We start from the raw sequence: 12,288 nt of genomic DNA on the forward strand, positions 1-12,288 counted from the left end.
GTCCGCTCAATCGTCGCGCACGGCCAGCGGCGGTTCGCGGCGGATCATCAGATAGCAGAGACAGTCCTGACGGATCACCACCTCGTTGCGGGTGAGCATCGAGGGCATCGCCGGGCGGCGCAGCAGCAGCTCCTCGCCACTGATCCTGAAGAACTGCGCGCTCAGGTCGCGGCCCTCGGCGTCGTGCACCTCGACACAGAGCCCCTTGCCGGGGCGCACCCGACCGAAGGCCATGCCCGCCGGCAGCTCGCAGAAGTTGAGCCGTTCGAGCGCCGGGTCGAGGACCAGATCGGCCTGCTCGGGCGGGAAACCGAAGTGCACCCCGGGCGGGATGCGGGCGCGGGCGACGGTCTCGAACAGATCGAACTCACGCGCCGCCGGCAGGCGCGCGGGCAGCTCGGTGAGCTGGAGTAGGGCGCCGACGAACTCGCGCGCGTGGTCGACGCCGCCCTGCTCGCCGACCTTGCCGCACTCCAGGGTCACCGCCGGGCAGATGCCGGTGAAGGCCTGTGACTGCACCCCGGTGGGGCTGGTGAAATAGACCAGGGTGCGGGCGAACAGGCTCGCCAGCTGCAGTGTCCGGGGTTCGAGCACGTTGACGCATCCATAGTGCGGGTTGCGCCCGGTGTTGTTGTGCAGGTCGACGCTGGCGAAGGGCGCGCGTGCACGCATGGTCTCGACCACCTGGGCCATCATCAGCTGCTCCGGGCCGTGGTCGGGTGCGGCGCCCGGCCACACCCGGTTGTAGTCCGGTTGTCCGGGCAGCCGCCGGACACCGTGGGCGGCGGCGGCGACATTGCCGATGAACAGGCTCAGCGCACGGGGCAGGCGCAGCGCGCCGTAGCGGGTCAGACGCGCGGCGAGCAGGGCGCGCACCGCCTCCCAGCCGACGGTCTCGTTGCCGTGGAGCAGCACCGAGACGAACAGCGGCGCCCGGCGCTGTCCCGGCAGATGGATCAGGGTCGGGCCGCCGAGCAGGGCCTCGAGTCCGGGCGCCGGGGTCTCGAGCAGTCCCTCCGGCAGGTGGTCGAGCTGTTGCAGCATGGCGATGGTCTCTGCGTCCTCGGGATGGTCGTCCCTGGTTCAGTCGATGCTCCATTGGTGCACCGGGTGACCGGCGCGCTGGCGTGCCAGATAGGCGGCGGTCAACCCATGCATGTCGTGGCCGTGGCGCGCCACCCAGGCGCGTTGCCAGGCCGCGCCGGTGCGTCGCCGGGCGAGACGCTGGGCGATGATGTCGAGCCAGTGTCCGCGTTCGTCCGCGCCCATCCCCAACGCCTCCAGCCCGCGATGGGCGCGCGGCAGCAGGTCGTCGCGGAGGATGGTGGCGACCTGGTGCTCGCGCCCGTCGAGCCAGCGGATGCGCGCGCCGAGCCCGGCGCGGGCGCAGTCGTAGAAACCGGCCATCGCCAGGGGGAAGGGCAGTCGCTGCTCCGGGGGGCGCGGGTCGTGGCTGAGCGCGTGCACCGCACCGAGATAGAGCGCGGTGTTGGCGATGGCGTCTGCAACCGTGGGACCGGCGGGGATCACCCGGTGCTCGATGCGCAGATGCGGGCGGCCGTCGTCGTCGAAGCCGATCAATGGCCGGTTCCAGCGCCAGATGGTGCCGTTGTGCAGGCGCAGGTGGGTGAGCGTCTCGGGTGGCTCGTCGCTGCACTGCGGCAGCAGGACCGGATAACGCGCGAGATTGGCCTCGAAGGTCTCGAGGATCGAGTGCGCGGCATAGCGCTGGCCGAAGTTGACCCGTTCCTGGAGAATCGCGCCGCCGACCGAGACCGCCTGCTCGAACAGCGCGATCCGCGTCTCCTCCCACAGCGCATGACCGAACAGGAAAGGCGAGTTGGCGCTGATCGCCACCAGCGGGCCGCTGAGGATCTTGGAGGCGTTGTAGACCCGGGCGGCGTGCTCGGGGGCGACCTGCAGATGGATCTGGAAGGAGGTGCCGGCGGCCTCGAGCATGACGTCGTGCCAGTGCAGCTCGAGCGGTTCGTCGCCGTCGATGATCAGCGACAGCGCTCGCCCCTGGCGCAGCGCGAAGATACGGGCGTTGAGCGCGCGATAGCGCGCCAGCGGCGACATCGTCTCGATGTCGAGCTGCTCGGCGTCGATCGTCGGCAGGGTGCCGATGGTGACCACCCGCAGCCCGAGATCCTCGCCCAGCCGTTGGGCGCGCTCGAGTGGCTCGCCGAGCGTCGTGGCGAGCTGCGAGAGGGTCGTCGCGCCGAGTTCGAGCGGGGTGCCGTTGAACTCGATGTTGAACACCGAAAGCTCCGGGACCACCCGGGGGTCGGCGAGCGCGTCGAGCAGCGCCGGGGCGCGCGGGGCCGGGCGCATCGCGGTGTCGACCAGCCAGGCCTCGAGTTCGAAGCCGAGCATCGGGGGGGCGCGCGCGATCCGCCCCTCGGCGAACCAGCGCGCGAGCAGCGCGGTCTCCTCGCGCAGCCGGGTGGTGAAGCGCGCGAGATCGGCCTCGCTGAACCGGTCACTGGCGATCTCCTGGCCCATCCGCTGCCTCCACCGGTCGCAATCGTACATCCGCATTGACGTCATGGCGTTCGCTATACAGTCTATGCGGCTTGATCGTCGTCGACGCAACGTGGGTCGGCGGCAGCACAATGGAAGATCGAAACCGCCATGGTCGGCGGACGAGAGGTGGATCGAATCATGGCTCCCTGGTCGAAGGGCTTGTGTTGGAACTCGGGCGGTATCAGCGATGCCGGTCGGGTGCGGCGGGACAATCAGGACGCCTATCTGGATCGTCCGGAGCTGGGGCTCTGGGCGGTGGCCGATGGCATGGGCGGGCATCGCGACGGCGCCGAGGCGAGCCGGCTGATCGTCAGTCGGTTGGGACGGCTGGAGCGCGCACTCGAGCTGGAGTCGGGGCTGGAGACGCTGGAGCGGACGCTGCGTGCGGTCAACCGCGAGCTGGTGGCGAGCGCCGAGGGCGTGCTCGAGGCGCTCTGCGGCAGCACGGTCGCGGCCTTGCTCGCCGTTGGTGATCGCGCTGCGCTGTGCTGGGCCGGCGACAGCCGTATCTATCGGTTGCGCGCCGGCGTGCTCGAGCAGCTCAGCCGCGATCACTCCCAGGTCCAGGCGCTGGTCGATATGGGGCTGCTCTCCCCCGAGGAGGCCGAGCTGCACCCGCTCTCGAGCGTGCTGGTGCGCGCCGTCGGCGCCGACGCCCGGCTCGAGTTCGAGCGGCGTACCGAGTCGCTGCGCGCGGGCGATCGATACCTATTGTGCAGCGACGGGCTGAATCGCGACCTCGCCGGCGACGAGATCGCCCGTATCCTCTCCCAGATCCACCCCGCGGAGGTCGCCGCTCAGGCGCTGGTACGGGCCGCCTGCGAGGCCGGTGGCAACGACAACGTCACCGCGGTGGTGGTCGACTTCACGGCCTGAGCGCGTCGCGGGCAGCGCGCGCGGCCCGGCGTCGGGCGCGGAAGAAGTCACGCAACAGCTCGCCGCAGTCCGCGGCGAGCACCCCGCCGCGACACTCGGTGCGATGGTTGAAGCGCGCATCCGAGGGCAGCAGGTCGAAGACGCTGCCGCAGGCCCCGGCCTTGGGGTCGGTCGCGCCATAGACCACCGCGCCGACACGGGCATGGACGATGGCCCCGGCGCACATCACGCAGGGCTCCAGGGTGACATAGAGCCTGGTCTCGGGCAGGCGATAATTGGCGAGCCGGCGTCCGGCGTCGCGCAGCGCCTGGATCTCGGCGTGAGCGCTGGGGTCGCTGTCGGCGATCGGGCGGTTCCAGCCCTCGCCGATGCACTGTCCGTCGCGCACCAGCACCGCGCCGACCGGGACCTCGCCCTGTTGTGCCGCACGCTCGGCCAGGCGCAGCGCGTGGCGCATCCAGTATTCATCGGGGCTGTCGACGGCAGGCTCCACTCGGGGTCTCCTGTGGTGAGGATGCGCGGGCGCGGAAAAGGGATCGATGCTAGTCGCCGCCCGGGCACGGGGCAAGGCGGGCTCCTTCGGAGGGAAGATGAGACGACGACTCACCGAGCACGACAACTTCGGCTATCTCACCGCCGCCCTGGTGGTGCTGCTGTTCGGTACCGCGCTGGCCGACGAGCTCGGTCTGCGGCTCGGTCAGCTGCTGGTGCAGCTGGCGATCGTCGCCGCGCTGGCGCTCGGGGTCTGGGGGATGAACCGGCGCACCCACTGGTTCCGCACCCGGCTGGGGCTGATCCTCGCCAGCCTGGTGGTGATCCTGCTCGGGCGCTGGCTGGAGACGGCGGTGGTGTGGCTGCTGATCCTGCTCGGCTATCTCATCCTCACCAGCTGGCTGGCGATGGAGCAGGTGCTGCGCGGCGATTCGGTCGACTGGAACAAGATCGTCGGTGCGGTCTGCGTCTATCTGCTGATGGGGCTGGTCTGGGCGACGCTCTACATGTTGATCGCACTGCTCGAGCCGAGCGCCTTCGCCGGTCTACGCCCCGGTCCCTGGTACCAGGGCTTTCCCGAGCTGGTCTATTTCAGCTTCATCACCCTCACCACGGTCGGTTACGGCGACATCGTGCCGGTGTCCTCGCTGGCGCGCTTCTTCGCCTTCATCGAGGCGGTGGTGGGGCAGTTCTATCTCGCCATCCTGGTGGCCAGCCTGGTCGGTATCCGCCTCGCCGACTGGCGCGGCAACGGCGACTGAGCGAGCCCGCTCAGGGCCGCGAGTCGTCGGGGACCGGGCCGGCGACGCTCGCCGTGGCATGTCGCACCTCCGCCGGCGAGACCCGAAAGTGACGCTTGAACTCGCGGCTGAACTGCGAGGCGCTCTGGTAGCCGACCCGGGTGGCGGCGACGCTCGCGCGTACCCCCTGGGCGGCGATCAGCGCCCGGGCGCGGTCGAGGCGGATGCGCTTGAGATAGCGCAGCGGGGTCTCGCCGGTGACCTGCTTGAAGGCGCGATGGAAGGTCGAGGCGCCCATGTGCGCCTCGGCGGCCAGCGATTCGACGCTCAGCGCCTTGGCATAGTCACGATGGATGCGCGCCAGTGCCCGGGCGATGCGTGCATCGGCATCCTGGTGCTGGGTGAGCGCGCACAGCGCCGGACCATGAGGGCCGAGGAGGGCGCGGTAGTGCAGCTCGCGCACCAGCGCCCGACCCAGCACCTGCGACTCCAGCGGCGAGTCGAGCGCGTGCAGCAGTCGAGCTGTGGTGGCGATCATCTCGGCATCGAGCGCCACCGGCGCGAGTCCGCGCGGCAGTCCGGCGGTCTGCGGCCGCTGCGGCGCGAGTCCGCCGCAGACCAGTGCGACCAACTCGTGGAGCAGGGTCCAGTCGATGGCGACGAACAACCCGAGCAGGGGATCGCTCGGACTGGCGTGGGTCTCGCATTCGAGCGGCAAGGGTACGCTGACGATCAGATAGTGATTGGGGTCGTAACCGAAGCGGGTGCGCCCGAGATAGACGGTCTTGTGGCCGCCGGCGATGATCACGATCCCGGGCTCGTAGATCATCGGGGTGCGAGCTGCAGAGGCGTCGGTCCAGAACACGCGGACCCCGGGGATCTCGGTGTCGAAGGTGCCACTGCGCGCACGTGCCTGGTGTGCGGCGCGCAGCCGCGCGAGCGGTTGCTGAAGTCCTGGCGGCATGCTGGTGTCGTATTGTGTGATGGCCTGGAAGCAGGATCTTATCCTTTATCGGGCATGATTTGTGGACGATCCGCCCGGATTGAGCAGGATCAGGCAAGTAATCGGCAGGATCGACGGTTCAGGCCGCGATAGTCGCGGGGTAGGCTGATAGGGTCACGGGCAACGCATGCCCCTTGTACCGAATCCACAGGAGTCACGATGGACAACTTCGTCTACGAGAACCCAACCCGTATCCACTTCGGCAGCGGCCAGATCGCCGCGCTGGCCGAGGCCATCCCCACTGGGGCGCGGGTGCTGATGCTCTATGGCGGTGGCTCGATCAAATCCAATGGAGTCTATGATCAGGTGGCAGCGGCGCTCGCCGGCTTCGACTGGGAAGCCTTCGGCGGCATCGAGCCCAACCCGCGCTACGACACGCTGATGCGCGCGGTCGAGCGGGTGCGCGCCGGTGGCTTCGACTATCTGCTCGCCGTCGGCGGCGGCTCGGTGATCGATGGCACCAAGTTCGTCGCCGCCGCCGCGTGCTATGCGGGCGACGATCCCTGGGCGATCCTCGCCGAGCAGGCGCCGGTGCGCGAGGCGCTGCCGCTGGGTTGCGTGCTCACCCTCCCGGCGACCGGCTCGGAGACCAATATCAACGCGGTGGTGACCCGGGCGGAGCGCAAGCTCGCCTTCTACAGCCCGCTGGTGCGCCCGCGTTTTGCCATCCTCGACCCCGCCACCACCCTCAGCCTGGCGCCGCGCCAGATCGCCAACGGGGTGGTTGACGCCTTCGTCCACGTCATCGAGCAGTACCTCACCTATCCCGCCGATGCCCGGGTGCAGGATCGCTTCGCCGAGGGCTTGCTGCTGACCCTGATCGAGACCGGCCCCAAGGCGCTCGACGACCCCAATGATCTGGCGCTGCGCGCCGACATCATGTGGGCCGCCTCGCTCGCGCTCAATGGCCTGATCGGCTGTGGCGTGCCGCAGGACTGGGCCACCCACCGCATCGGTCACGAGCTGACCGCGCACTTCGGCATCGACCACGGGCGCAGCCTGACCATCGTGCTCCCTGCGCTGATGCAGGCCCGCCGCGCGGCCAAGCGCGACAAGCTGCTGCAGTACGCAGAGCGGGTCTTCGGGATCGACCAGGGCGAGCCGGAGGCGCGTATCGATCAGGCGATCGCGCAAACCCGAGCGTTCTTCCAGCGCATGGGTGTCGAGACCTCGCTCGCCGACGCCGGGCTCGACGCCACCGCGATCGACACCCTGGTCGCCGGCCTGGAGGACAACCACCTGCTGCCGCTCGGTGAGCGCGGCGACATCGGTTCGGCCGAGGTGCGGGCGATCCTCGAGGGCGCGCTGCGCTGAGCGTTGGCGGCGTACGCGTTCGGCAGGGATGCCGGCGCGTTCTCCACTCAGGCGGTCGAGGACGACACCCGGGCAAGCCATAGCCGCACATCGCGATGCTCACGCCGCGCGCGCCGCCTCCGCGCGCGGCCCTTGAGCAGGAAACCGACCACGCGACAGGGCGCGCGGCGGCGCTGTCGACTCGGGCGGGGATGGCCAATAGATCCCCGATTGAGTCGGTGTCTTTTCGCTTGTTAGCTTGATGTCTGGCGTTCTTACTCGTCCGGCAGGGACGCCCCTCAAGTGCTCGAGAATCACACCCGAACACGCCGCAACCCTCGCCAGATCGCAACACTCTCGCTGATCCAAAATCCTTGAGCGGGAAACCGGTGTGCTTGACGAAACGCTCGGGCGCGATGTCGAGACGGCGGCATCAGGCAGGCGCCTAACTGTACGTGCGCGCCTTTTCTCCCGGTGCCAGGCAATCGCTGCAACGCTCCTGTTAGTATGGCTGCTGTTCGAGAGCCGCACCGCTGGCGCATGGCCGGTTCGCGGCGGACGAGACAGGCGTGCGAGGAGTATCCGCCATGAAGAGCGTAGGGCGTCAATCACCGCTGATCTTGATTGCCTTGAGCGTGTTGTTGTCGCTCATGACGCCTGCAGAGGGCGGGGCCGACGAGCCGTCGGGCGAGCGCGAACTCGTCATCGCCACGCGCGATGCGCCGCCCTTCGCCATCAAGCGGGAGAAGGGCTGGGATGGCATCACCATCGAGCTGATCCGGCGTATCGCCGACGAGGAAGGGTTCCGGGTCCAGTTCAAGGAAATGGGACTCGACGAGATGTTGGATGCGGTTGCCGCTGGAGAGGTGGATGCGGCCGCCGCCGCCCTGACCATCACCGCCGAGCGCGAGCAGCGGGTCGACTTCACGCACCCCTTCTTCACCTCCGGTCTCGGGGTGGCGGTCCCGCAGCGGCCCGAGCTGACCTGGTTCTCCGCGCTCCGGCGCGTGGCCTCGGGTGCCTTTTTGCAGTCCTTGGCGGCCTTGCTGGGTGTCCTCACCTTACTCGGCGCCCTGGTCTGGCTCGCCGAGCGTCGCCGCAACGAACAGTTCTCCGGCAAGCCGGCCAAGGGGATCGGCTCGGGCATCTGGTGGTCCGCCGTCACCATGACCACCGTCGGCTATGGCGACAAGGCCCCCGTGACCTTCGCCGGGCGGCTGATCGGGCTGGTCTGGATGTTCACCAGTGTGGTGGTCGTCTCCAGCTTCACGGCGGCCATTGCAAGCTCGCTGACCGTGGGCGAGCTGGGTCAGAACGTGAGCGGGCTCAGCGATCTCTACGGCAAGCGGGTGGTGACGGCCGAGGACAGCACCAGCGCCCGTTTCCTCGACCAGAAGCTGGTGCGCTACAGATCGGTCGCGGATGTCTCCGAGGCACTGGAGGCGCTCGCCGCCGGGCGGGCCGATGCCGTCGTCTATGACCTGCCTATCCTGAGACACCTGGTCAGCTCGGAGCATGCCGGTGAACTCCGTGTGCTGCCGGGCATTCTGCTGCGGCAGGATTACGGCATCGCGCTTCCGCCGGAGACCGAGCTACGCGAGCCCGTCAATCGATGGATTCTGCGCATGATCCAGAGTCCGGAATGGACGCCCATGATCGAGGGCTACCTCGGTCACGCGGGCTGAACGGGCGCGTTCCCCCCGACGCCTTGAGCGGAAGATGGTCCGCTGCGAGTCTCCCCTGAGACGCTGGTGTGACCTCCCTTCAAGCGGCCGAGAACAACAGTCGGGCGCGCCGCAATCCCCGCAGATAACGACACTCGCGCCGTGCCGCGAGCGCCGTCAGCCGCTGCGGTGCGCCGATCGCCGACCCGAACCCCTTGAGCAGGAAACCCGCGTGCTCGACGAAGCGCTCCGGCGCGATGCCGAGCCGGGTGAGGATCTCGGGCAACTCCGCCGGGATCGCCCCGCGCTTGCGTGGATGCAGGGCGCGACCGAGCGAGTCGACCAGGGTCAAATAGCCGTCGAAGGTGAAGGGGATCGTTGCCGGGAGCTCGGCGGGGTTGCCGAAGGGCAGTAGTGGGGCAGGGGAGAGGCGGTTGATGGCCGCTTCCCAGAGGTTGGTGCTGCGGGCGTCCGGTGAGGTGTCGTTCTCGGGTTCGGGCGGTGTGGGTGCGTGACTGGCTGGTGTCTTGCGCTGGTGGAGAATCGGTCGTTGCGAATCGGGAGAGACCTCTGGTGGTGTCTCCGGCACGACATCCGGGCGGTACGCCACGTCGAGATGCTGCCCGGTCGCCTTACCCTCATCGCCCGCGCGCAAGGCGGCGATCCGTGCCGCAATCCCGGTATGCGCACTCTCCTCCGGCGTCTCCGCGATCCCCGCCCGAATCGGGTTGAGATCGACATAGGCCATCACCGCCAACAACGCCGTCTCGTCGAGGATCGCCTGCGAGCGAAAGCGTCCCTCCCAGAACCGTCCGCGGACCCCGTCCTCCCGATTCGCCGCCCGCGCGATCGACTCGTTCAACACCCGCATGAACCACGAGAGATCCGCCAACCGCGCCCGATAGGTCGCGACCAGCCCCGCGACCCCATCCAGCTCCGCCTCGGTCATCTCTGCCCGCGTCGCAGGCGACAGAAACCGCTCCACCACCATAGGCCCTCGGAACAGACACCGCCAGCGCCGCAGCACCTCGGTATCCGACCACCCCGCCGCCCGATTGGCATCGACCCGCACCACCAGATGCACGTGATTGCTCATCACCGCATAGGCCGCGACATCGATCGCGAACACCCCGGCGAGCTGACGCAACCGCAACTCCACCCAGCCGCGCCGATGCTCGAAACTCCGCCCGGTCAGCCGATCGAAGCCACAGAGATACGCCCGGCGCACGCACCGTGTGACGACGTGATACCAGGGCGTATCGGACAAGGAGACGAGCGCGGCGCGGGGACGAGTCATGGGGCATCTCCGCTGGAGGTGTTGGGAGAAGCGTAGGAGAGCGCCTTGGGAGCGTCAACGGTAAGTGGGTGTCCCTTTATTTCCATCACCGCATAGGCCGCCACATCGATCGCGAACACCCCGGCGAGCTGACGCAACCGCAGCTCCACCCAGCTGCGACGATGCTCGAAACTCCGCCCTGTCAGCTGATCGAAGCCGCAGAGATAGGCTCGTCGCACGCACCGTGTGACGACGTGATACCAAGGCGTATCAGACAAGGAGACGAGCGCGGCGCGGGGACGAGTCATGGGGCATCTCCGCTGGGGGTGTTGGAGGAAGCGTAGGAGAGCGCCTTGGGAGCGTCAATGGTAAGTGGGTGTCCCTTTATTTCCGATGCTCGAAACTCCGCCCGGTCAGCCGATCGAAGCTGCAGAGATACGCCCGGCGCACGCACCGCGTGACGACGTGATACCAAGGCGTATCGGACAAGGAGACGAGCACGGCGCGGGGACGAGTCATGGGGCATCTCCGCTGGAGGTGTTGGGAGAAGCGTAGAAGAGGGCCTTGGGAGCGTCAACGGTAAGTGGGTGTCCCTTTATTTCCCCCCGTAGATGGACCAGCTTTGGAACGTTCGTGGTTAGGGCCAGGAATTCTCCGGGAGTCTCCGCGCGACTCAATCGCAAGGCACCCATCCGCATGTGATCGGAGACCCCCAGGAGGTAATCGCTTTCGCTCAGGTAGTGGTCGAGAACCCGGTCCTGGACGAGCCGTCCCCAGCGGTCGGGGGCGATGTCCTGGAAGGCCCCCCACAGCTTGCCCGCCTGAAAGGGCATCCCTGGCAAGAGGTCCAAGTCGGGATCGATGGCGAAGCCCGTCCGGCACCAGTCTCGATCATAGGTGAACTGATAGCGCTCGGTTCCCCGCTGGCTGGTGAAGACATCGAGCTGGCCGACCGTCCGACGCTCACCCAGCCAATCCAAAGTGACAACCAGGGACGTGCTCATCGCACCCGGCCTCCGCGAATGCGCTGCGGCAACTGCTCCTCAAGAAGATCCAGCCCGAGCGGGTCTTTCGTCCGGTCGATCAGCTCCGCGAGCGCATCGAGCTTACCGAGAATCATCAGGGCCGAGGCCCAGGCGCTGATCGCGACGTTTGGATTGCCAGCTTCGAGGCGGTTGAGCGTTCCGCGCGAAACGCCCATGCGCTCGGCCATCAGCTCGGTGCTGATGCGCCGGCGCCGCCGTGCATCGCGGATGTCGGCGCCCAGCTTCTTAAGGGCGCGCTCGACACGGATGGATTTCATGGGGAACCTTCAGGTGCACATGGATGACAGTTGTCTTTGATCGACCCTCCAAAGCGGCCCGCCCAGGGCCTCCTCTGGCGTCGGCTCGTGGCAAATCCACGCCTCTCACTGACCGAGAGTGGCGCCCGTGACCTCATCGATTCTCAGTCGTGGGGAAGGCCAGCTTGTCATGTTAGTGATCTTTAAGAAGGCCGGATGAGATTATAGCGTTCTTTTCGTGAGACGTTATGGCGTTCAGCACCTAGCTCGCTGCCTCGGCGTTCCAGCGTGCCATGTTGAGCAGTTGCTGCACCCCGTCCGGACGCCGCTCGCCTAATATCTCGGCCAACTGCCAACCGTTCTTGCGCGGCGGCGCCGTCGTCAGCAGCTCTGATGAATGGGTGTACTTGTACTTGCCATCCCGATGATGGCTTTGGTACAGTATGCGTACTTAGTGGTACTTATGTACTTGAATTTCACTCTGCGAGGTGGTTTGTGCCTAGACCTTTTGTTGCTCCCGACCCGAACGATCGCTCTCCGAACGAGCCCACGAAGATTGCTTCTTTGAACCAAGTGCTTGGACTCTACAACCAGGAGAACCCGGACAATAGGCGCGAGAGAGTAACTGACCCGGTGCGGCAGTGGTACGTTGATGAAATGCTGAAACTTGGCTGGGCCAGTGCGACATTTCATGGGAGCCAGTGTTTGCTGGAAGCGAACGTCACTCTTAAGAAGTCGAAGTAGAGACGAAGCCGGGACAAGTGGCTAACGCCACAAATCAGCCGCGCGCGCCTTTGGCGCGTCGGCTGGATTTGCCTTGTTCGGCAGTCGGGTAATTCCAACGATAAGTGAGTGTCCCCTTTTTTCTCTAGCCATCAGTTTGAGGATATTAATAATGAGTAACAACCCAGGATTCCATGTATTTACAGATGAATCGCTTAAAGAACATAACCGACAAATAGCAGCCAAAGTACACCAAGCGACAGTCACTAGCACCGTTCGGAAAATCAACAAAATGAACCCAGGGCAACTATTGCATGCCTCTAGAAATAACGGTAAGGGTCTGTATTGGTCCCTAGAAAAGCTCGATAAAGTGCTTGCTCACATTTCTCTCCTCTTCCTTTCTTTCCCCCTTT

13 protein-coding genes are annotated in these 12,288 nt (G+C 66.8%); 5 read left to right on the forward strand and 8 right to left on the reverse strand.

Features of this window, described 5'->3' with window-relative positions; genetic code table 11:
* Nucleotides 1-6: 6 nt before the first annotated feature.
* Both EBL85_RS12190 and EBL85_RS12195 read right to left on the reverse strand, forming a co-directional pair.
* Nucleotides 7-1,044 (reverse strand): M14 family metallopeptidase, encoded by a 1,038-nt coding sequence (locus tag EBL85_RS12190; RefSeq protein ID WP_123141435.1) that lies wholly within the window; start codon nt 1,042-1,044, stop codon nt 7-9.
* Nucleotides 1,045-1,083: 39 nt separating this feature from the next.
* Entirely contained in the window at nt 1,084-2,505 is a 1,422-nt protein-coding gene (locus EBL85_RS12195) for a glutamate-cysteine ligase family protein (protein ID WP_123143044.1), read from the reverse strand.
* A 159-nt stretch (nt 2,506-2,664) separates the two neighbouring features.
* On the opposite strand from EBL85_RS12195, the gene EBL85_RS12200 reads away from it, so the two are divergent.
* Entirely contained in the window at nt 2,665-3,402 is a 738-nt protein-coding gene (locus EBL85_RS12200; protein ID WP_123143045.1) for a PP2C family serine/threonine-protein phosphatase, read from the forward strand.
* Here EBL85_RS12200 and tadA read toward each other — a convergent pair.
* A complete protein-coding gene (gene tadA, locus EBL85_RS12205) occupies nt 3,392-3,859 on the reverse strand; it encodes a tRNA adenosine(34) deaminase TadA (RefSeq protein WP_223806136.1) in 468 nt (155 codons plus the stop codon). The genes EBL85_RS12200 and tadA overlap by 11 nt on opposite strands.
* Before the next feature lie 133 nt (nt 3,860-3,992).
* Here tadA and EBL85_RS12210 point away from each other — a divergent pair, with 133 nt between their 5' ends.
* Nucleotides 3,993-4,655: a potassium channel family protein gene (locus tag EBL85_RS12210; protein ID WP_062272605.1), complete on the forward strand. Its 663-nt coding sequence runs from the start codon at nt 3,993-3,995 to the stop codon at nt 4,653-4,655.
* Nucleotides 4,656-4,665: 10 nt separating this feature from the next.
* Here the strand turns inward: EBL85_RS12210 and EBL85_RS12215 are convergent, their stop codons facing one another.
* Nucleotides 4,666-5,598, reverse strand: a complete 933-nt coding sequence (locus tag EBL85_RS12215) for an AraC family transcriptional regulator (protein ID WP_123143048.1) — start codon at nt 5,596-5,598, stop codon at nt 4,666-4,668.
* A 198-nt stretch (nt 5,599-5,796) separates the two neighbouring features.
* Between EBL85_RS12215 and EBL85_RS12220 the strand changes: the two genes are divergently transcribed.
* Both EBL85_RS12220 and EBL85_RS12225 read left to right on the forward strand, forming a co-directional pair.
* Nucleotides 5,797-6,951, forward strand: coding sequence for an iron-containing alcohol dehydrogenase (locus EBL85_RS12220; RefSeq protein ID WP_123143049.1), 1,155 nt, complete (start codon nt 5,797-5,799; stop codon nt 6,949-6,951).
* A gap of 566 nt (nt 6,952-7,517) precedes the next feature.
* The gene (locus tag EBL85_RS12225) at nt 7,518-8,615 is read left to right on the forward strand and encodes a transporter substrate-binding domain-containing protein (protein ID WP_123143050.1); all 1,098 of its coding nucleotides are present in this window, start codon (nt 7,518-7,520) and stop codon (nt 8,613-8,615) included.
* A gap of 79 nt (nt 8,616-8,694) precedes the next feature.
* Here the strand turns inward: EBL85_RS12225 and EBL85_RS12230 are convergent, their stop codons facing one another.
* The 4 genes from EBL85_RS12230 to EBL85_RS12245 form a co-directional block, all read right to left on the reverse strand.
* Nucleotides 8,695-9,891, reverse strand: a complete 1,197-nt coding sequence (locus EBL85_RS12230; protein WP_123143051.1) for a transposase — start codon at nt 9,889-9,891, stop codon at nt 8,695-8,697.
* Nucleotides 9,888-10,178 carry a hypothetical protein gene (locus EBL85_RS12235; RefSeq protein WP_123143052.1) on the reverse strand — a complete coding sequence of 97 codons (291 nt, stop codon included), beginning with the start codon at nt 10,176-10,178 and terminating at the stop codon, nt 9,888-9,890. Before EBL85_RS12235 ends, EBL85_RS12230 begins: the two co-directional genes overlap by 4 nt.
* Before the next feature lie 207 nt (nt 10,179-10,385).
* A complete protein-coding gene (locus tag EBL85_RS12240; protein ID WP_123143053.1) occupies nt 10,386-10,874 on the reverse strand; it encodes a HipA N-terminal domain-containing protein in 489 nt (162 codons plus the stop codon).
* On the reverse strand, nt 10,871-11,173 hold the full coding sequence (locus tag EBL85_RS12245) for a helix-turn-helix domain-containing protein (protein WP_005221553.1): 303 nt from the start codon (nt 11,171-11,173) through the stop codon (nt 10,871-10,873). Before EBL85_RS12245 ends, EBL85_RS12240 begins: the two co-directional genes overlap by 4 nt.
* Nucleotides 11,174-12,047: 874 nt before the next feature.
* Here EBL85_RS12245 and EBL85_RS17455 point away from each other — a divergent pair.
* Nucleotides 12,048-12,288, forward strand: a 241-nt coding sequence (locus tag EBL85_RS17455; protein ID WP_223806135.1) for a hypothetical protein, incomplete at its 3' end; no start/stop codon positions are given.

This window comes from Marichromatium sp. AB32 (assembly GCF_003718675.1).
Taxonomy (GTDB): Bacteria; Pseudomonadota; Gammaproteobacteria; order Chromatiales; family Chromatiaceae; genus Marichromatium; species Marichromatium gracile.